The organism is Erythrobacter donghaensis, from assembly GCF_001557325.1.
Taxonomy (GTDB): Bacteria; Pseudomonadota; Alphaproteobacteria; order Sphingomonadales; family Sphingomonadaceae; genus Erythrobacter; species Erythrobacter donghaensis_B.
Window position 1 is genome coordinate 58351 of the sequence record NZ_LSJS01000137.1, and the last position, 20238, is coordinate 78588.

At 68.0% G+C, this 20238-nt stretch carries 19 protein-coding genes; 3 read left to right on the forward strand and 16 right to left on the reverse strand.

Annotated features, from left to right (window positions below):
* Window positions 1-8 precede the first annotated feature (8 nt).
* Both AX692_RS07370 and AX692_RS07375 read right to left on the reverse strand, forming a co-directional pair.
* Entirely contained in the window at window positions 9-887 is an 879-nt protein-coding gene (locus tag AX692_RS07370; protein WP_073975594.1) for a hypothetical protein, read from the reverse strand.
* Window positions 887-3424 carry a cyclic nucleotide-binding domain-containing protein gene (locus AX692_RS07375; protein ID WP_073975593.1) on the reverse strand — a complete coding sequence of 846 codons (2538 nt, stop codon included), beginning with the start codon at window positions 3422-3424 and terminating at the stop codon, window positions 887-889. The genes AX692_RS07370 and AX692_RS07375 overlap by 1 nt, the downstream gene beginning before the upstream one ends.
* Before the next feature lie 110 nt (window positions 3425-3534).
* On the opposite strand from AX692_RS07375, the gene AX692_RS07380 reads away from it, so the two are divergent.
* Window positions 3535-4485 (forward strand): tetratricopeptide repeat protein, encoded by a 951-nt coding sequence (locus AX692_RS07380; protein ID WP_081095199.1) that lies wholly within the window; start codon window positions 3535-3537, stop codon window positions 4483-4485.
* Here AX692_RS07380 and AX692_RS07385 read toward each other — a convergent pair.
* The 13 genes from AX692_RS07385 to AX692_RS07445 form a co-directional block, all read right to left on the reverse strand.
* Window positions 4478-5500: a phosphatase PAP2 family protein gene (locus AX692_RS07385; protein ID WP_073975592.1), complete on the reverse strand. Its 1023-nt coding sequence runs from the start codon at window positions 5498-5500 to the stop codon at window positions 4478-4480. The two genes, AX692_RS07380 and AX692_RS07385, sit on opposite strands and share 8 nt — an antisense overlap.
* A 209-nt stretch (window positions 5501-5709) precedes the next feature.
* Entirely contained in the window at window positions 5710-7065 is a 1356-nt protein-coding gene (gene gdhA / locus AX692_RS07390; protein ID WP_073975591.1) for an NADP-specific glutamate dehydrogenase, read from the reverse strand.
* 127 nt (window positions 7066-7192) lie between these two features.
* A complete protein-coding gene (locus AX692_RS07395; RefSeq protein ID WP_073975590.1) occupies window positions 7193-8503 on the reverse strand; it encodes a radical SAM protein in 1311 nt (436 codons plus the stop codon).
* A 44-nt stretch (window positions 8504-8547) separates the two neighbouring features.
* Window positions 8548-8775, reverse strand: a complete 228-nt coding sequence (locus AX692_RS07400) for a hypothetical protein (protein WP_155644948.1) — start codon at window positions 8773-8775, stop codon at window positions 8548-8550.
* Entirely contained in the window at window positions 8772-8921 is a 150-nt protein-coding gene (gene ccoS, locus AX692_RS07405; RefSeq protein ID WP_073975589.1) for a cbb3-type cytochrome oxidase assembly protein CcoS, read from the reverse strand. Before ccoS ends, AX692_RS07400 begins: the two co-directional genes overlap by 4 nt.
* A complete protein-coding gene (locus AX692_RS07410) occupies window positions 8918-11080 on the reverse strand; it encodes a heavy metal translocating P-type ATPase (RefSeq protein ID WP_269135545.1) in 2163 nt (720 codons plus the stop codon). Before AX692_RS07410 ends, ccoS begins: the two co-directional genes overlap by 4 nt.
* Complete coding sequence (locus AX692_RS07415) at window positions 11077-11535, reverse strand: FixH family protein (protein WP_073975587.1); 459 nt, start codon at window positions 11533-11535, stop codon at window positions 11077-11079. Before AX692_RS07415 ends, AX692_RS07410 begins: the two co-directional genes overlap by 4 nt.
* Window positions 11532-12959, reverse strand: coding sequence for a cytochrome c oxidase accessory protein CcoG (gene ccoG / locus AX692_RS07420; protein WP_073975603.1), 1428 nt, complete (start codon window positions 12957-12959; stop codon window positions 11532-11534). The genes AX692_RS07415 and ccoG overlap by 4 nt, the downstream gene beginning before the upstream one ends.
* Before the next feature lie 139 nt (window positions 12960-13098).
* Window positions 13099-14004 (reverse strand): cytochrome-c oxidase, cbb3-type subunit III, encoded by a 906-nt coding sequence (ccoP, locus tag AX692_RS07425; protein ID WP_073975586.1) that lies wholly within the window; start codon window positions 14002-14004, stop codon window positions 13099-13101.
* Entirely contained in the window at window positions 13997-14158 is a 162-nt protein-coding gene (locus AX692_RS07430; RefSeq protein ID WP_073975585.1) for a CcoQ/FixQ family Cbb3-type cytochrome c oxidase assembly chaperone, read from the reverse strand. Before AX692_RS07430 ends, ccoP begins: the two co-directional genes overlap by 8 nt.
* Window positions 14155-14922, reverse strand: coding sequence for a cytochrome-c oxidase, cbb3-type subunit II (gene ccoO / locus AX692_RS07435; protein WP_073975584.1), 768 nt, complete (start codon window positions 14920-14922; stop codon window positions 14155-14157). Before ccoO ends, AX692_RS07430 begins: the two co-directional genes overlap by 4 nt.
* A gap of 24 nt (window positions 14923-14946) precedes the next feature.
* The gene (gene ccoN, locus AX692_RS07440; RefSeq protein ID WP_073975583.1) at window positions 14947-16614 is read right to left on the reverse strand and encodes a cytochrome-c oxidase, cbb3-type subunit I; all 1668 of its coding nucleotides are present in this window, start codon (window positions 16612-16614) and stop codon (window positions 14947-14949) included.
* Between the two features lie 77 nt (window positions 16615-16691).
* Complete coding sequence (locus AX692_RS07445) at window positions 16692-17468, reverse strand: Crp/Fnr family transcriptional regulator (protein WP_073975582.1); 777 nt, start codon at window positions 17466-17468, stop codon at window positions 16692-16694.
* A 146-nt stretch (window positions 17469-17614) separates the two neighbouring features.
* On the opposite strand from AX692_RS07445, the gene AX692_RS07450 reads away from it, so the two are divergent.
* Window positions 17615-18298, forward strand: coding sequence for an OmpW/AlkL family protein (locus AX692_RS07450; RefSeq protein ID WP_073975581.1), 684 nt, complete (start codon window positions 17615-17617; stop codon window positions 18296-18298).
* A gap of 193 nt (window positions 18299-18491) precedes the next feature.
* Here the strand turns inward: AX692_RS07450 and AX692_RS07455 are convergent, their stop codons facing one another.
* The gene (locus AX692_RS07455) at window positions 18492-19931 is read right to left on the reverse strand and encodes a DcaP family trimeric outer membrane transporter (RefSeq protein ID WP_230959668.1); all 1440 of its coding nucleotides are present in this window, start codon (window positions 19929-19931) and stop codon (window positions 18492-18494) included.
* Window positions 19932-20146: 215 nt separating this feature from the next.
* Between AX692_RS07455 and AX692_RS20510 the strand changes: the two genes are divergently transcribed.
* Window positions 20147-20238, forward strand: a 92-nt coding sequence (locus AX692_RS20510) for an acetyl-coenzyme A synthetase N-terminal domain-containing protein (protein ID WP_230961046.1), incomplete at its 3' end; no start/stop codon positions are given.

Consider the following 20238-nt stretch of genomic DNA (forward strand, 5'->3'; position numbering starts at 1 on the left):
CAGCCCCCTCACCAGTAGTAGAACACGCTGATCACATGCGCGGTGAGCGCGGCGATCAGGGCGATGGTGAGAGGGATGTGGATGAACAGCCAGATCTCCAGCATCGCGCGGATGCGCAGCGCGCCGCGGATCTGGGCGAGCTGTTCGCGGCGTTTCTCGAGCAGCGCGGTGACGCGCGCCTCCGCCTCCGAGCCGGTGCCCATGCCGCGCAGCGCGCGCGCGGTCTTGCAGCCGGGGTAGCTCCCCGTCAGCCGCGCCAGAGCGCCGCCATAGAACACGTCCTGGCCGAGGGCTGCGATCACGAGATCGGCCTCGGCGCGCGCAAGCGGCTGCGCGGCGCTCTCCAGCTGCCGGTCGAGGGCGGTCAGCGCTTCGAGCATCTGCGCGCGCGTCATCTCCTTGCGGTTGGCCGAAAGGCTGGCGGGCAGGGTGGCGTAGACGATCACCCCGTAGATCCCGGTCGCGATCACCAGCAGCATCAGCACATAGGCGAGCGTGTGGACGTTCCACCCGATCTGGAAGCCGGTGTGGAGCGTCCCCACCACGATCAGCGCAAGGCCGAGATAGACGTGGGCGGAGGTCCACGCCTTGAGGCTCCACGCGCCGGGATTGATGCGCCGTTTCCGCACTCCGAGCAGCGCGAGCCACAGGATCAGCCCGAAACCGATGGTGCCGAGCGTGTAGCCGTACCACGTGCCCCCGTTGGGACGCGGGTCGTGGTCGATCATCAGATAGCCCGCGATGCTCGCGCCGCTGAGGGCGAGCGCGATCCACAGCCAGCGGAAGCCCTTGTGCTTGAGGAAGCTGACATGGTCGCTGTCGCGCCGCCGCTCGTCCTGACTGAAGCGGCCCGTGCCGCCCGTCTTTGCCCCCGCCCTGCTTGCCATCACTCGACGTCCTCGGTGAGCTTGGCGAAGGTCAGGAACTTGTCGGGGGAAACGCGGATCGCCGCGCCGGTGGGGCAGGCGCGCACGCAGGCCGGGCCGCCGTCGATCCCGGAGCACATGTCGCACTTGATCGCCTGCTTGGCCTTCTGCCCGCCCTCCTTCTCGGCCGCCTTCTTGCGCCACGAGTAGGAGGCCTCGCCCGGGCCGGGGCCCTTGCCGAACAGCATCCATTGCAGGAGGCTCGGCTTCTTGGGGGGCTTGGCGTCCATGCGGATCACGCCGTAGGGGCAATTGCGCTGGCAATTGCCGCAGCCGATGCAGGTGTCGTCGATGAAGACCTCGCCATCCGGCCCGCGCTTTATCGCGTTGGGCGGGCAATCGGCCATGCAATGCGGATGCTCGCAGTGGCGGCATGAGGTCGGCACGTGGAGGTGCGCGTAGGTCTTGCCCGCCTCGCGGTCGAGCCGCGAGAGGCCGTCGTGGCTGTCGGCGCAGGCCTTCTCGCAATTGTCGCAGCCGATGCACAGCTTCTCGTCGATCAGCAGCACGTCGGTCGCCTCGCCGATGCCGTTGTCGACCAGGAACTGCGCGGTCTGCGAATAGAGATCGACCGCGCCCGCAAATTCGTCCTTGCGGCTTTCGATGAAGGCATTGGTGGCCCGCCGGCCGGCCATGTCCTTCAAGGCCCGCTCGCGCAGCGCGGGGCGCTTGTCCAGCAATGCGAGGAAGCCCTCGCCCGGCAGGCGGATCACCTCGGACTTGATCGCCGCCTTGACCGTCGCCGTGCGCGCCGAGCCGTCGATCACCGCCATCTCGCCGAAATAGCTCCCGGCGGGGAGGTAGGAGAGAAACACCGGCTTCTCGCCGACCTGCTTCTCGACGATCATCGACCCGCGGCGGATGATGAAGATGTCCTTGTCGTCCGCGCCTTCCGTGACGACCACTTCGCCCGCGCGCTTCTCCTCGACCCGCGCAGCCTCGACCAGCGGGGCGACATCCTCGCGCGTCAGGCCCGAACCGAACATCTGGAGCAGCTGCCGCTCGATCGAGATGCGCTGGATCGCGGCCTTGGCAGACGGCACCTGCGATTGCAGCTTGAGCGCTGCAAGGCGCGAGATCTCGACCACGATGGTGTCCTCGGCCGCGCGGATCGTCGCGCCGCGGCGGCGGCCCGAGATCAGCCCGACCTCGCCGAAGATCGATCCGGCCTCGATCGGGATGGTGATCGAGGGATCGGCCGGATTGACCTCCACCGCCACCGAACCGCTGGCGATACCGAACAGCGATGATCCGGGCGCGTTGCGCTCGAAGATCACCTCGCCCGGAGCGTAGAACTTGGCCTCGCTGTCGAGCATGAACTCGCGCATCTGCAGCGGGTTCATGCCACCCAGGATCGAGACATTGGCGCGCAGGAATTCGAGCCATTCCTCGGTCGAGCGCTTGCCGGGAAGGCCAGCGAACTTGGCGGCGATGATCGGCTCGTCCGCAGGCTTCAGATCGGTGTTGCCGTTGATGAACTCGATGACGTCGTGGCCCTGGTTCATGCAGTGCTTGATCAGCGGATAGCCGGCGAGCGCGCCGATCACGAAGATCCCGGGCGCGGTGCTCTCGAACACCGGCGACAGCTTCGGGAAGGCGCCGCGGTCCTCGCTGGTGAACTCGATCCCGCAGTCCTCGACGAAGGCGCGCGGCGGGGCCGAGCCGATGCGCGCGATGATCCGGTCGCAGGGGATGCGGATTTCCCCGTCGCGGGTGGTGAGCGTGATCCAGCCGGGCTCGATCGCCTTGGTCTCGCTCTCGGTGCGCACCGTGAGCTTGCCTGCCTCGTGATCGGCCATCAGCGCGCTGACGTTCGCCGCCTTGGCGGTCGGGAACTCGGTGCCGCGGTTGAGGATCGAGACGGTGTTCCTCTGCGCCGGGTCTTCGGCGAGGCCGCGCGCGTTCTCGATCCCTGCGTCCCCGGTGCCGACGATGACGATATGCTCGTCGACATATTCGGTGGGATCGTCGAGCTGGTACTGCACGTGCGGCAGGTCCGCACCCGGACAGCGCATCAGGTTGGGGTTGCCCTGCGTGCCGATGGCGAGCACGACGTTCTCGGCCATCACCACCTCGCCGCTGGTCAGCTCGATCGCATAGGGCGGGGCGTGGCGCTGGAGTTCGCGCACGCTCTTCGTCCCATCGCGCGCGCGGGTGACGATCTGCTGGACCGAACCGGGAATGGCCTCCCCCGTGCCGCGGATCGCCTTGGCTTCGGCGTGATACTTCACGTTGACCTTGTGGCCCGCGATCTGTTCGTCCCAGATGCCCAGGATCGCCTCGCGCTTGCCCGCGTCGAAATCGATGTCGGAGCGCAGCACCAGATTGCTGGGCGTCGCCATGACGTGCTTGCCCTTCTGGTACTTGTAGATCGTGTCCGAGAGGTGGTCGGTCTTCTCGAGCAGGACATGGCTCAGCCCCAGCGCAGCTGCACGCGCGGCCGCGCTGAGGCCCGCCGGGCCCGAACCGATGATCGCGACTTTGAAAATCCCGCTCACCTATCCTCCCCCTCGCGGATAGATCGCCCCCTGCACTGCACCATACCCAAAACCGCCCCCGATGCCAGAGCGAATTGCCCCTGCATTGCGCCAGTGCTAGCGATGCGCACATGGGACAGGGCAAAACGCTGCCTGAGGGCGGATCATCGAAGGCGGGCTGGGTCTTGCTGGGGGCAGCGCTGCTGCTGGCGGCAGGCTCGATCGGATTCAACATCTATCAGGGCGCGGGCGGACCCGCCGAGCCTGCGGCGGCGACGGGCGGCGAAGGCTCGATCGAGGCGCTGCGCGCCGCGGCCGAGGCCTCGACCGACGATGCCGGCCCGTGGGGCGACCTTGCCTTCGCCTATTTCAACCAGGGCCAATACGAGGAAGCCGCCGCCGCCTATCGCCGCGCGGTCGCCATCGCGCCGGGCGAGGCGGTGCTGTGGTCGGCGCTCGGCGAGACGCTGGTTCTGGCGAGCAAGCGCGACCCGATCCCGGCCGAAGCCTTGCAGGCGTTCCAGAAGGCGGTGTCGCTCGACCCCGAGGACCCGCGCGGGCGCTATTTCCTCGCCGCGAAGAAGGACCTCGACAAGGATCACGAGGGTGCGATTGCCGCATGGCTCGATCTGCTCGCCGATTCGCCGCAGGGCGCGCCGTGGGAAGCCGATCTGGTGCGCACCATCGAGCAGGTCGGGCAGATCAACAAGATCGACGTCGCCGCGCGCATCGCCAAGGCGCAAGCGGAGCGGAAGCCCGCGCTGATCGCACCTGGATCGGGCGCGGTGGCGGGCGATCAGGCCTCCTCGTCGCTGCGCGGGCCGACGGCAGCGGACGTCGCGGCGGCTGGCGCGATGAAGCCGAGCGAGCAGCGCCAGATGGCCGAAGGCATGGTCGAACAGCTCGAGGCGCGGCTGGCAAAGGAGCCCAGGAACCTTGATGGCTGGGTGATGCTGATCCGCAGCCGCATGACGCTGGGCGAGCCGGCCAAGGCCAGGGCCGCGCTCGACGCGGCGGTCAAGGCCAACCCGGCCAACGCGGCGCAACTGCGCGAGGCGGCGGCGCAGCTGGGGGTCAGGTAACCGGCTGGCGCAGCGGCCCGCGCGCGGGATCATGGGCCTCGATCCGGCGGAACACGGCGGTGGTGATGGCGATCGCCAGCGCCGTCAGGGCTAGCCCTGCGACCACGTCGACCCAATAGTGCCAGCGGGTCGCGACGGCCTCGAACACGATGAACACGAACAGCGGCAAATAGGCGATGCCGAGCCAGCGCGCGTGTTTCCAGGCATAGCACAGGAACACCGCCGATGAGGCGACATGCAGCGAGGGCATGGCGGCGACCGCGGCGAACAGGAACGCGCTGCCCTCGCTCGCGATCCATGCCCGCTCCCCGGCGGCGAGCGCGAGGTAGCCGCCGTGCATGTGCTGCTGGCGCGCCGTCTCCAGCGCATTGGCGCCCGGCTCGTAGAGGAACGGGCCGACCGCCGGCATGATGCAATAGGCCAGCGCGCCCAGCACATGCACCAGCATCGCGGCGAAGATGACTTTGCGGAAAATGATGAAGGCTTGCATCGAATGGACGATGATGCTGCCGGCGAACATCGCCAGGAAGGCGAACAGGTAGAGATGCTCGCCCGCCGGCATCACTGTTTCGGCAAGGTGGTGCACCCCGAACGCCAGATCGACCAGCGGCCGGACCACCTGGTCGGTCTGCCAGTAGAGCCCGTCCCACAGGCGCGGGTTGATGAGGCTCATCCACAGCTTGATGTTGAAATGGGTGATCAGGATGACGGCATAGGCGAAGGCGGCCGCGGCATAGTAGACCAGCCGCATCGTCTGCTTCGCCAGCACCAGGATCGCGCCCAGCAGGGCGATCAGCGACAGCGGGACGCCGTAGCTCATCCCCGTGAAGGCCAGCGACTGGCCCGAGGGGAGCGAGATCGCGAGGTCGAGCGATGCCGCGATCACGCCCCCTGCCGCCGCGAAGCACAGGGCCAGGATCAGCTCCGGAAAGGGGACGAAGAAAATCAGCTTCGCGCGGCGCGACACTGTGAGCGATTGTGTGTCTTCAACCGCAATCGGCTTCATCAGGTTCATGCGCGGGGAAATGTCTTTTCGTAAGATGCGGCAGGGCAGGATTTGCAGAAAAACAGCGCGTCCGCCCCTTGGTTACGATTTCATGGCGGAAAAATGACAAACTGCCAAAGAAAACCAACCTGCCTTAACGAAAACGAGGCCCGGCATGCCGGACCTCGCATCGTTTCACGCGATTCCCGCTCCCGCCGGGGGAGCGGTGCGGGCAGGGCTCAGACCACCCCGAAGGCCAGCATCGCGTCGGCGACCTTCTTGAAGCCCGCGATATTCGCGCCCTTCACGTAGTCGATATAGCCGCCGCCCTGATCGCCGTAGCGGATGCAGGAATTGTGGATGCCGGACATGATGTCCTTGAGCATCTGCTGCAATTCCTCCTCCTTCCACGAGCGGCGTTCGGAGTTCTGGCTCATCTCGAGGCCCGAGACCGCGACCCCGCCCGCGTTGCTCGCCTTGCCCGGCGCGTAGAGGATCCTGGCGTGCTTGAAGGTGTGCACCCCGTCGAGATCGGTCGGCATGTTGGCGCCCTCGGAAACCGCGCGGCAGCCGTTGGCGACGAGCATCTTCGCGTCCTCGCCGAGCAGCTCGTTCTGCGTGGCGCAGGGGAGCGCAACATCGCAGGGCACGCCCCACGGGGTCTTGCCCGCATGGAAGGTCGCCTTCGGGAAGGCCTCGACATATTCCTCGATCCGGCCGCGGCGGTGGGTCTTGTGGGTCTTGACCCAGTCGATCTTCTCCTGATCGATCCCGTCGGGATCATGGATGAACCCGCCCGAATCCGACAGGGTCAGCACCTTGCCGCCAAGCTGGACGATCTTCTCGGCCGCGTGCGTCGCGACATTGCCCGAGCCCGAGATCACCGCGGTCTTGCCCTCGAGGTTCTCGCCCTTGGTCGCCAGCATGTTCTCGAGGAAATAGACCGCGCCATAGCCGGTCGCCTCGGTGCGGATCAGCGAGCCGCCCCATTCGAGGCCCTTCCCGGTCAGCACCCCGGTGAAGTTGTTGGTGATGCGCTTGTACTGGCCGAACATGAAGCCGATCTCGCGCCCGCCCACGCCGATATCGCCCGCCGGCACGTCGATGTCGGCACCGATGTGGCGGTAGAGTTCGGTCATGAAGGACTGGCAGAAGCGCATGATCTCGCGCACGCTCTTGCCCTTGGGGTTGAAGTTCGAGCCGCCCTTGCCGCCGCCCATCGGCAGGCCGGTGAGCGCGTTCTTGAAGGTCTGTTCGAAGGCGAGGAACTTCAGCACCGATTCGGTCACGCTCGGGTGGAAGCGGATGCCGCCCTTGTAGGGGCCGATCGCGTTGTTGTTCTGCACGCGCCAGCCGCGCTGGACGCGGATGTTGCCGGCGTCGTCCTCCCAGCAGACGCGGAAGGACACCACGCGGTCGGGCTCGGCGATGCGGCGGAGGATCTGCTGGGAGTGATACTCCTCCTTGTCCTCCATGAATTCGAAGATGTCCTCGGCCACTTCCTGGACCGCCTGGACGAATTCCGGCTGATGCGGATTGCGTTTCTTGACGCCCTCCATGAAGCCGTTGAGGTCGACGTGATCGGTAACTGCCATGATGTTTTTTCCCCCTGCTCGTGACTATATGCGCCCCTGATGCGCCTCGCTTGTCGATTTGCGGCAGAACCATCTTCCCAAATAGTGGCACTTCCATGGCAGGGAGGGACAGGCGGGCAGGGGGTGATCAGATCGCCGAGGAAAATGCGCGCGGGGCGGCGGCGCGGTAGGCGTCGAACAGCGCGGCGATGACGCGGGCATAGGGCAGGCCCTGGGGAGGAATCGCCAGATGCCGGCCGCGCAGCTGTGCGAGGCCCGCGTCGATGAAGGGGGCGAGGCGCTCCGAGACTTCGGCAAGAAGATCCTCGGGCAGCTCCGCCTCGCCCGCGCACAGCAGCGCCTCGATCACCGTTCCGCGGCGCTGGTCTTCCGCAGTGCGGGCAATGCCGTGGCTGGCGGACAGGTGCCCGGTCTCGCTCAGCTGGCGATAGGTGGCGGTGTGCTTCTCGTTCTGCGCGAGGAGCCCGGGAAAGCCGCTGATCGCGCTCGCGCCGAGGCCGATCAGCACTTCGGAAGGATCGTCGGTGAAGCCCTGGAAGTTGCGCCGCAGCCTGCCGGCTTGCGCCGCGCGCGCCATCGGATCATGGGGCAGCGCGAAGTGATCGAAGCCGATCGCCTGATAGCCGCCCGCCGTCAGCAACCGGTGCGCCTCGCTCGCCATGGTGAAGCGCGCCGCAGCGCCGGGCAGGTCACCTGCGCGGATCATCGTCTGGCGCGGCACGAGATGCGGCACATGGGCATAGCCGAACACCGCAATCCGGTCCGCGCCCAGCTTGCGGGTCAGCTCGAGACTGTCTTCCAGATCGGCCTCGCTCTGGTGGGGCAGGCCGTACATCAGATCGAAGTTCAGCGACGTGACGCCGCCCTTGCGCAGCCAGTCGGTGCTGCGGCAGATCATGGTCAGCGATTGCTCGCGCCCGATCGCCTTCTGGCAATGCGCGGCGAAGGTCTGCACCCCCATGCTCGCCCGGCTGATGCCGGTGCGCCTGAGCACAGTGCTCCATTCGGCGGTGAGGCTGCGCGGATCGAGCTCGATCGACCATTCGGGGGCGGACAGCGGCAGGTGGGCGTGGAGCGCATCGACAAGGCCGAGGAAATCGCCGGTCAGGATCGCATTGGGGCTGCCCCCGCCGAAGGCGATGCGCCGCACCCGGGCGTCCCGCGGGAGCAGGCTGCCGACGGTCGCGATCTCCTGATGGAGCGCGGCAAGGTAGGCCTCGACCCGCGCGCGCTTGCCCGAGGCGGCGGTGTTGCAGCCGCAATAGAAGCAGATCGCCTCGCAGAAGGGGATGTGGAGATAGAGCGAGATGTCCCCGCTCGCCTCCGCGATGGCGCGCTCGATGGTGCCGGGCGCGAGCGGGCCGAAGTCCGCGGCGGTCGGGTAGCTGGTGTAGCGCGGCACAGGGGTCGCGAGCAGCTCTGGGTGATAGGTCCACATGCGACGTCTAAAGCGCTCCCGCCGCACCCCGTCTTTGCGCGAGATCAAATTCCCCGTTTCGGATGTTTTGATTGATCTTTTTCCCGGCAGGTGCCCGCGTGGCAGCCCTTGGGGTGGCAGTCGCGATCCCGCGCGGGGCGTTCGTCCTCGAGCGGGATGGTGATCGTGCCGCCGTTGCACAGGTGCATGGTGAGGGTCTGGCCGGGCGGGGCAGGCAGGGGGCCGATCATCACCGGGGCAAGTGCGGCCAGCGCGAGGGGGAGCAGGTTCACGAGGCTTCCTCCTCATCGATGAGGATGCGGTGGGCGGCCCCGTCCATGTCGTCATACTGGCCGGCGCGCATCGACCACAGGAAGGCGGCGAGGCCGAGGAGGCCCATGCCGAGCGCGATGGGGATGAGGATCGCAAGCCCGGTCATTGCGACGCTCCGGGGGCTGCTCCCGCCAGCCGCAGCGAATTGGCGATCACCACCAGCGAGGACACCGACATGGCGATCGCCGCGACCAGCGGCGTCACCTGCCCGGTCAGCGCCAGCGGCACAGCGAACGCGTTGTAGGCGATCGAAAAGCCGAAATTCTGGCGCACCACCGCCATGGTCCGGCGCGCGACCCGCACCGCGAGCGCGACGGGCATCAGCGGCTCGCCGATGAACACCGCATCAGCGGCCTGCTGGCTGGCGTCCGACGCGGTCCCGGGCGCGATCGAGGCGTGGGCGGCGGCGAGCGCGGGGCCGTCGTTCAATCCGTCGCCGACCATCAGCGGGCGGTGCCCGGCAGCCTTCAGCGCCTCGAGCGCGGCGAGCTTCCCGCGCGGATCGGCCTCGGATTGCGCAGGGATGCCGAGCGCGGCGGCGATGGCGGCGACGGGCGCGGCGCGGTCGCCCGAGAGGATCCGTGCGGGCAGGCCCTCGGCCGCGAGCGCGGCGAGCGCGGCGGCGGCATCGGGGCGCAGGGGATCGGCAAAGGGAATGACCTGACGGGTCTCGCCGATCCTGAGGGTGGTGGCGAGCAGGGCCCCATCATCTTTGGCGGCTACGCCTTCGGGATTCGCGCCCTCGGGCTTTTCCAGTGCGACCCTCAGCCCTTGCCAGCGCCCTTCGAGCCCGGCGCCGCTCGCTTCGGCGATGCCGGTGACGACGGCGGGGGTCACGCCCGCGCGCAGCAGTGCGGCGGCAAGCCCGCGGCTCAGCGGATGGCGGCTGGTCTGGGCGAGCGCGAGGGCGATGCTGCGGGCCTCGGCGTCGAGCCCGGCGATGTCGGCGCGCGGGGTGCCGAGCGTGAGCGTGCCGGTCTTGTCGAGTACGGCGAGGTCGCATTCGGCGAGGCGCTCCAAGGCGCTGCCGTCCTTCACCAGCAGGCCCCGCCGCATCAGCGCGCCGCTCGCCACGACCTGCGCGGCGGGAACCGCAAGTCCCATCGCGCAGGGGCAGGTGATGATGAGGACGGCGATTGCGATGGTGAGCGATGCGTGCCATCCGGCGCCCGCGATCATCCACCCCGCGAAGGCAAGCAGCGCCAGCGCGTGCACCACCGGCGCATAGAGCCGCGAGGCACGGTCGGCGATGCGGACATAGGCGGAGCGCGATTGCCCCGCCTCGTCCATCGCCCGCGCGATCTCGGCGAGCGCGGTATCCTCGGCCACGTGGGTGAGGCGCACCTTGAGGGCGGCGCCCATGTTGATCGCGCCCGCGTGCACCACCGATCCCGGCGCGACCGCTTCGGGCGCGCTCTCGCCGGTGAGCATGGCGTTGTCGAGCGCGCTGGTGCCCTCCACCACCTCGCCGTCCGCCGCGAGCGCCTCGCCGGCGGCGACCAGCACCAGCATGCCGGGCAGGAGGTCTTTCGCCGCCACCCTCCGGGTTGTGCCATCGGGAGCAATGACGCTGGCGCTCCTGCCCATCCGCCCGAGCAGCGCCCCGATCCCCGCGCGGGTGCGGGTGCGCATCTCGGCATCGAGCGCGCGGCCTGCCAGCAGGAAGAACAGCAGCATCACGGCGCTGTCGAAGAAGGCATGCGCGCCGCCGGTGATGGTCTCGTAAAGCGACATGCAGGTCGCGAGGATCACGCCGATGGAGATCGGCACGTCCATGTTGGTGCGCCGGTGCTTCAGCGCCATCCATGCGCTCGCGAAGAAGGGGCGGCCCGAATAGGCGACCACGGGGAGGGCAATGGCGGCGGAGAGCCAGTGGAACAGGTCTCTGGTGGCCCCGTCCGCGCCCGACCACACGCTGACCGAGAGCAGCATGATGTTCATCATCCCGAACCCGGCGACCCCGAGCGCGCGGGTCAATCGCTTGCGTTCGGCATCGTCGCTGCCGAGCGGATTGTCGGCAACCGGCTGGGATTCGAACCCGAGCGCGAGCAGCGCAGAGGTGAGCGCGCCCTCATCCAGTGCCGGATCATGGCTGATCGCCACGCGCTTGGCCGAAAGGTTCGCGCGCGCCGCCGCGATGCCGGGCACCTTCGCCAGCTCACGCTCGATCTTGCCGATGCACCCGGCGCATTTCATGCCGGGCACGGTCAGCCTTGTGGTGACGAGCGGGGTTTCGGAGGCGAGGTTGAGGACGGGCGCGTTCACCGGAGCTCGGCCTCCCCGGCCCATGCCTCGCCGCCCGCCCGGATCGCGAGGCGCAGCTGCCAGCGGCCGGGAGCGAGGGGCTCGGTGGAAACCCAGCGGCCCTGCCCTTCAGGGGCAAAGGTCAGCGGCTGGTCCTCGCGCGCACCGAGCGGACGTTCGGCGGTGGCGGTCATCCGCGCCCCCGCGGGCACGCCGAGCGCTTCGACCACCACCCGGCCATCGTCGCGGCGATGCGGCACCGCCTGCCAGCCCAGCGCCTTCGAGGCTGCCGCCTGCTTGAGCCAGCCGTTGTAGTTCTGGCTGGCGACGTAGGAATTGTCGACCACCGTGCCGTGGAAGCTCCCCACCGCGACGCTCGCCATCACGAGGTTGACCGCGATGACGACGGCGAACCCGGCGACGAAGATCGCGGCCATGCGGCGTCCGGTGAAAGTCCCGTGCTTGCTCGCCATCATTCGCTCCCCGGCATGGCAAAGGTGGTTTCCGCAGTGTCGGTCTCGCGCTGCTCGTCGAGCGCGGTGAGGCGGAAGGCGAAGGCGCTCGCGCTCGCGCCGCTCGGCAGCAGCACATAGGCGCGCAGCACCCTGGTTTCGTTGGCGCGGACGGTGACGGTCTGCGCGGGCGCCGCATTCTCGAGGCTGATGCTGTCGGTCCACATCACGGCTCCGGCAGGCAGACCCTGAAGCGCCACTTCCATATCGCGCGGGCGGGCCTCCATGTTGCGCAGGCGCAGCGTGTAGGCGTTCCTGACCGAGCCGTCCTTCAGCAGCATGAAGGGCGGATTGCGGTCGGGCGCGACGGTCAGGTCGGTGTGGCTGCGGGTGCCGAGCGCGAAGAGCAGCCCCGCGCCGATCCCCGCCCAGACAGTGAAGTAGATGAACACGCGCGGCCGCAGCAGCGCCTTCCATGCCGGGCGGGCGGGTGCGCCCGCGCGTTCGGCGTCGCATTGCTCGAGGGTTGCATAGTCGATCAGGCCCCGCGGACGCCCGGTCTCCTTCATCACCCGGTCGCAGGCGTCGATGCACAGCCCGCAGGTGATGCAGCCAATCTGCTGGCCCTCGCGGATGTCGACCCCGGTGGGGCACACCGCGACGCACAGCTGGCAATCGATGCAGTCGCCATACGCGCCCGGGTTCTTCGCCGCCTTCTTGAGGCTGCCGCGCTGTTCGCCGCGCCAGTCCTTGTAGGTGACGATCAGGCTCTTCTCGTCGAGCATCGCGGTCTGGATGCGCGGCCAGGGGCACATGTAGATGCACACCTGCTCGCGCATGAAGCCGCCCAGCCAGAAGGTCGTGCCGGTGAGCACCGCGACCGTGGCATAGGCGATGGGGTCGGCGGTGCCGTGCCAGAAATCCCAGGTGAGGGTGGGCGCATCGGCGAAATACATGATCCACGCGCCGCCGGTCCAGAAGGCAATCGCGAGATAGACCGCCCACTTGGCGAGGCGGCGGGTGGTCTTGGCCACGCCCCACGGCGCCTTGTCGAGCCGCGCGCGGGCGTTGCGGTCACCGTCGAAGAAGCGGTCGATGTGCTGGAACAGGTCGGTCCACACCGTCTGGGGGCAGGCATAGCCGCACCATGCGCGGCCCACGGCGCTGGTCACCAGGAACAGGCCGATGCCCGCCATGATCAGCAGCCCGGCGACGAAGTAGAATTCGTGCGGCCAGATCTCGATATCGAACATGTAGAAGCGGCGGTTGGCCAGATCGACCAGCACCGCCTGATCGGGGGCGTAGGGCCCGCGGTCCCACCTGATCCACGGGGTCGCGTAGTAGATCGTGAGGGTGATCACCATGATCGCCCACTTGAAACGCCGGAAGGGGCCGTCGATCCGCTTGTTGTGGACCGTGCGACCGGCCTCGTAGAGCGCGCTCCCCATGAAACCGGCGCTTTCCGCGGGAGCGGGCGCGGGAGCCTTGGCCCCCTCGGCCGCGAGCGCCCCCGCCCAGTCGCGCTTGGGCGGTTGCGCTTGGGGCGCGGGGCGATCGGGTGCGTCGGCTTGCGCCATTTCGGTTGTCCTACTTGGCCGCGACTTGCGCGGCTTCGGGTTGAGCGGCGGCGGGGGCAGGGGCCTGGCCGCCGCCGCGGGCGTGGACGTAGGCGGCGAGCATCTTGATCGTCACCGGATCGAGCCGCCCCTGCCAGGCCGGCATCACGCCGTGGCGGGGGGCGAGGATCTGCTTGCCGATCGCCGACGCGCTGCCGCCATAGAGCCAGATCGCGTCGTTGAGCGCCGGGCCCCCGACCGCGGGCAGCCCTTCTCCGCCCGCCCCGTGGCAGGCCGCGCAATTGTCGGCGAACATCTGCGCGCCGGCGGCATTGGGCCTGGCCTTGCCGGAGAGCGAGAGCACATGGGCGGTGAGCGCGCCGACCTGCGCAGGCTCGAGGCTGCCCTCGAAGGCGGGCATGAAATTGCTCCGCGTCTCGGCCGCCGCATCCCAGCGGATGCCGTGGGTGAGGGTGTATTCGATCTCGGTCAGCGTCCCGCCCCAGATCCAGTCATCGTCATTGAGGTTGGGATAGCCCGGCGATCCCGCCGCGCCCGCGCCGTGGCACTGGACGCAATTGACCTTGAACGCCGCCGCCCCGCCCGCGACCGCGGCCTGCATCAGCGCCGGATCGTCGGCAAGCGCCTCGATCGGGGTCGCGGCGATCTTCGCCACCACCCCGGCGCGCGCGGCATCGGCGGCGCGCATCTCGGCGGCCAGATCGCCCCGGCTCGACCAGCCGAGCGTGCCTGCCGTCGCCCGGTCGATCAGCGGCCAGGCGGGGTAGAGCACCACATAAACGACGGCGAACAGGATCGTCGCGTAGAAGGTGTAGAGCCACCAGCGCGGCAGCGGCGTGTTGAGCTCCTCGATCCCGTCCCATTCGTGGCCGACGAATTCGGTGCCGGTGGGCTCGTCGATGCGCTTCTTAGTCATGGTTGTCATCCCTGAAGATCGAGTGCTTGGCATCGGCCACGTAGCGCTTGGCGCCGGGGCGGAAGTGCCACAGGCACAGGGTCAGATAGAGCGCGCAGATCGCGGCAAGGCCGTAGCTGTCGGCGAAGTGGCGCAAGGCGGTGTAGAGGGTCATCGGCCCTTGTCCCCCTTGGTGAGCTGCTCCTGCGCGGCGGCAGAGTTCACGTCGACCAGCGTGCCGAGCATCTGGAGATAGGCGACCAGCGCGTCCATTTCGGTCACCCGCTTGGGGTCGCCGTCGAAATCGCGGATCTGCGCCTTGGGGTAGCGCGCGGCGAGATCGCCCGCGTCCGCCTCGGGATTGGCCTGCGCCTCGAGATCGGTCGCGGCGGCAGCGATGTCCTTGTCCGAATAGGGCACGCCTACGGCCCGCAGCGCGGCGAGGCCCGCGGCCGGATCGGCCACCTTCAGCTCGGTTTCGGCGAGGAAGCCGTAGCTCGGCATGATGCTCTCGGGCACCACCTCGCGCGGGGCCTTGAGGTGCTGGACATGCCAGGCATCCGAATAGCGCCCGCCGACCCGCGCGAGGTCCGGCCCGGTGCGCTTGCTGCCCCACTGGAAGGGGTGATCATACATCGATTCCGCCGCGAGGCTGTAGTGGCCGTAGCGTTCGACCTCGTCCCTGAAGGGCCGGATCATCTGGCTGTGGCAGACGTAGCAGCCCTCGCGGACATAGATGTCGCGCCCGGCCTGTTCGAGCGGGGTGTAGGGGCGCATGCCCTCGACCTTCTCGATCGTGTTGTCGATCCAGAACAGGGGCGCGATCTCGACGATCCCGCCGATCGCCACCACGCCCAGCGTGAGCGCGGCGAGCAGGGTGACGTTGCGTTCGAGCTTCTTGTGGCCCTCGAAGGCGCCGGTACTTGCGGTGTTGCTCATGGTGTCAGGCTCCCTGTCTGACGATCATTCGGCCGGTTCGGCATATGCGGGGACGGGCAGGGGCCGGTCGGCGGCCTCGTCGTGCGCGGTCTCGCCCATCGGGGCTTCCTCGCGCAGGCGTCCGGCGATGGTCATGGCGATATTGAAGGCCATGATCGCAGCGCCAGCGAGGTACATGAGGCCCCCCGCCATGCGCAGGACATACATCGGGTGGAGCGCCTCGACCGTGTCGACGAAGCTGTTCACGAGGTAGCCGTCCGCGCCGTATTCACGCCACATCAGCCCCTGGGTGATCCCCGCCACCCACATCGAGGAGGCGTAGAAGACGATCCCCAGCGTCGCGAGCCAGAAGTGCCAGTTGATCATCCGCAGCGAGTAGAGCCGCTCGCGGTTCCACAGGCGCGGGGTGAGGTAGTAGACGCAGGCAAAGGTGATCATCCCGTTCCACCCCAGCGCGCCGGAGTGGACGTGGCCGATGGTCCAGTCGGTGTAGTGCGACAGCGAGTTCACCGCCTTGATCGAGAGCATCGGCCCTTCGAAGGTGCTCATCCCGTAGAAGGCGAGCGCGAGGACCATCATGCGGATGATCGGATCGGTGCGGACCTTGTCCCACGCTCCATTCAGCGTCATCAGCCCGTTGATCATGCCCCCCCACGAAGGCATCCACAGCATCACCGAGAACACCATGCCCAGCGTCTGCGCCCAGTCGGGCAGCGCGGTGTAGTGGAGGTGGTGGGGGCCGGCCCAGATGTAGAGGAAGATCAGCGACCAGAAGTGGATGATCGACAGGCGGTAGGAATAGACCGGCCGCCCGGCCTGCTTGGGGACGAAGTAGTACATCATCGCCAGGAACCCGGCGGTGAGGAAGAAGCCGACCGCGTTGTGGCCGTACCACCACTGGGTCAGTGCATCCTGCACGCCGGCGAAGGCGCTGTAGCTCTTGGCGCCGAGCAGGCTGACCGGCAGCGCGAGGTTGTTGACCAGGTGCAGCATCGCCACGGTGATGATGAAGGCGAGGTAGAACCAGTTCGCCACGTAGATGTGCGGCTCGCGGCGGTTGAGGATCGTGGCGACGAAGACCGCGAGATAGGCGACCCACACGATGGTCAGCCACAGGTCGACATACCATTCGGGCTCGGCATATTCCTTGCCCTGGCTGATGCCGAGCAGGTAGCCGGTCGCGGCGAGCACGATGAACAGCTGGTAGCCCCAGAACACGAACCGCGCGAGGCCGGGCAGCGCCAGCGTTGTGCGGCAGGTGCGCTGGACGACGTAGAAGCTGGTGGCGAGCAGTGCATTGCCGCCGAAGGCGAAGATCACCGCGCTGGTGTGCAGCGGGCGCAGGCGTCCGAAGTTCAGCCAGGGTTCGATGTTGAGCTCGGGAAAGGCCATCTGCGCGGCGATGAACACGCCCGCCAGCAGCCCCGCGATGCCCCAGAACATCGTCGCGATCACGCCCCAGCGAACCGGGTCGTCATCATAGCGGCCCGCGCCCGGGGGCATTCGGAAAATGCTCTGGGCGCGTGCCAGCGGGTCATAGCTGGTCGCCGTGGCGACGATCAGGATCAATGCCACAAGGCCGATGACACCTGCGTGGATCGCGAAACCGCTATCGGGGGTGAGCGCAATGGCGGCGATACTGGCCATGAGGACAAGCGCCCACACGCCCAGCCGCTTAACGACTGTTTCCATGTTGATTTATCCCTTCCGTCGGCCGGTCGTCTAACCGGCCCCCGTGCCTCGTGTGTTTGACCGAAATCAAAAATGGTTCAGTTTTTGCCGTCGCCCTCCGGTGCGGGGCGGCGCCCCGCGATCCGCGCGAGCGCGCCGACATCGGTGATCGCGACCTTCGAGCGGCCCTCGGTTGCGACCAGCCCCGCCTCGCGCAGCTCGGTGAGCTGGCGGCTGACGGTCTCGATCGTGAGGCCGAGCGAATCGCCGATGTCCCGGCGGCTCATCGGCAGCGCGAAGGCGCAGGTGCCGGTGGAGCAATCGGCCAGCCGCTCGGCCATCGAGACGAGAAAATCGGCGATGCGGGCGGCGGCCGACTTGTGCCCCATCTGCATCATCCGCGTGCGCGAGCGATGGAGCGCCTGGAGCGAGCGGGTCAGCACAGATCGCAGCACCGCCGGATCGCCCTGCGCCTGATCGAGGAAGCGGTCCGAGGGAAAGATCACCAGATCGCACGGGGTCAGCGCCACGAGGCGGAAATCGCCGTCCCTCTGGCGCAGCACCGAAACCAGATCGCCCGCGAAGTGAAAGGCGAGCACCTGCCCGCCCGGAACCCCCGCCGGTGTCCCGGCACCCGTCGGCGCGGGCCCGCGCGCGACCAGCTTGGCCGCGCCGCTCGCGAGCCATACCAGCCGGTCGGTCTCGGGATCGGGCGCAAGCTCCTGCCCGCGCGCCAGCTGCGCCGCCTCACCGAGCGCGCAGAGCGCATCGGCCACGCGGCCCTCGCCCGTCCCGTCCGGCAATGCGGCGCGGAACGCGGCGAGCCCGATCGCGGGCGTCGGCGCGGATTGGGGCGGGGGGCTCAAGGTCGCCATGATGGATGCCGTATTGGGCGCTGGCGGGGCAATGGTCTTTGATTCCGATCAATGAGGCGCGCGCGATCATCGGGCTATCCGGCCGCCACAGGCAGCAACCATCCTGGGCCGCGGAGGGCGGCCACTGCTGTCCGAGGACAAGGAAAATGAAGCGACTTCTGATGCTTGGCGGTGCCGCGCTGGTGCTGGCGGGGACTCCCGCAATGGCGCAGGGCGACGAAAGCGACCGCGCCGGGGACATCCAGTTCAAGGTGCTCGGCACGCTGGTGGCGCCCGACGGTGCGATCACCGACATCAACGTCAACCTGCCCGGCCTGCCGGCGAATCTCGACACCGAGGCGAACGACAACGTCACGCCGACCGTGGCGATCGAATGGTTCGTGACCGACAATATCTCGATCGAGACCATTGCCGGGATCACCCAGCACGATGTCGACACGGTCGCCGGGCTACCGGCCGGGGCCGAGCTAGTCTCGGACGCCAAGCTGATCCCCGCAACCCTGACGGCGAAGTACCACTTCGACCTCGGGGGCGTGAAGCCCTACGTGGGCGCGGGGCCGGCGCTGTTCCTGTGGGTGGCCGATGATCCGGGCGCGGCGACCCTGCCGCTGGGCGTGACCGAGACCAACCTCTCGAACGAACTGGGCCTCGCGCTGCAGGCGGGCATCGACGTGCCGATCGGCGACAAGGGCTTCGGCCTCAGCCTCGATGTGAAGCGCTACTTCATCGACACCACCGCACGCTGGTTCGTCGGCGACACGCTGGCGATCGAGACCGAGCACAAGCTCGATCCGTGGCTGATCAGCGCGGGCGTGGCCTACCGCTTCTGAGCCCTGACGGGTCGCGGCAGGAGCCCCGCCGGCCGGAATGCGGCTGGCGGGGCTTTGCCTTGGGCTGTTGCCGGGCGGCGCGCGGCTATAGCCCGGTAATGGGCATGTGATGCGCGGGTGGTGAGGGCGCTGCAATGCCGGATTGGCAATGTTTCACGTGAAACATTGCCAATCCGGTTAGTCCGTATCCGGCTCAGAAATTGTACTGCGTCGAAAGCTGCACCCGCTGCAGATCGCCGCTGCGCCCGTCCTCGAGCGTGCGGGTCGCATACATCACCTCCACCCCGACATTGAGCGGGCCGACCGGATTCCAGATCAGGTTGGCAAAGGCGTTCCAGCTCTCGTCGGTCACCTGATCGGTGGTGAGCCGCACGGGATTGTCGGCCTTGAAGTAGGAGCCCCCGAGGCTCGAGCGCCACCGGTCGCTCCAGACGTGGCGGTAGGTGGCAAAGCCCGACCAGGTGAAGATCGGGTCGAGCGTCCCGTCGGGCTTGATCGCGGCATCGTTGACGATGTTGAGGCCGATATAGCGCCCGAGCCCGTCGCCCGCGGTCGCCATGAACCGGAAATCGTCCTTCGCGCCCACCTTCAATTTGCCAGAAAGGCTGAGGCCATAGGCCCAGGCTGCATCGTCCACGCCCATCAGGTCGTCGGTCGAAACGTGCAACTGGCGCACGATCCCGGCGGCGGTGAAGGTGCCCCAGTCGCCGCTCCAGTTGTAGCGGGCGATGATGTCGGGAACCTGGTCGTCGCCCGGCGTCACCATCGTCCCGTTCTGCGCGGTGACCACGGTCTCGGGCTGCTCGACCGCGATCTGCAAGCCCCCCTTGGTGTAGCGGATCAGCGGCTGGCGATCGAAAACCGTGCCCGGCGTCACCCCGATGAAATCGAGCGAATCCGGCAGCGCGGTCACGTTCTGGAAGGTCGACCAACCCTGCCCGAAGGTCCAGTTGTCGTAGTTGATCAGCGCGTGGCGGATGCGCGGGGTGAAGCTGTTGGTGACCCGTTCATTGCCGCCGTCGGTGACGTTGAAATCGAGCTCGATCAGGCCGCTGAGCTTGTGATCCGTGCCGACATCGGTTTCGGTCTTGAACAGGAAGCGGGTCTGGCGCGCGGAGAAATCGGTGTCGAACCCGCTCGCCCGCCCGCCGACGGGGATTGCGGAGGGGAACAGGAAATCGCGCAGGATCGAATTGCCGGCGAGCTGCCCGCCGCTGGTGCGCTGGCTGATCGCGTCGAGCTTCACATAGCCGCCATAGGTGACGCGGGTCTTGCCGACCTTGAAGCCTTCGCCTTGCGGGATCGCGAAGTCGATGAGCTTGTCGGACATCTCGGCCTGGCGGGTGGCCAGCGTGCGGGTGGTCGCCTCGGTGGCCTCGACCTCGCTGCGCATCGCCTGCTGCTCGGCCCGGATCGCCCCGGTCTCGGCGCGAACCGCCGCGAGCGCCTCGGCTTGCTCGGCCTTGGCGCCGGCCTCGGCATCGAGCCGCTGGATCAGCCCCTCGACCATCCGTTCGAGCCGGTCGAGCCGTTCCTCGACGCTCTGCGCCTGCGCGAGCGCGGGCCCCGCGACGAGCATGCTCGCCCCCAGCAGCGCCGCCCGGAAGGCCCGGGCCACTCCCGATTTCACCATGAGACTCTCCCATCCTCTCTTATGCCCGCCAGAATGCGGCGAACGGGCGGGGCGGGACAGTTAGCGGATGGTCGTAAGACCTTTGTCTGATGGGGCGGGGCGTGTAGCCTGATGTAAAAGCAGGCCGAGAATTAGGGAGAGTCGAGATGATCCACGCTGTCGAGCGGCCCCAGGCTCACACGCCCACGCATTGCACGCCTGCGCAGTACGACGCGATGTATCGCGCCTCGGTGGAGACGCCCGATGCCTTCTGGCTGGAGCAGGCGCGGCGGCTCGATTGGGTCAAGGCGCCCACCATCGGCGGGGG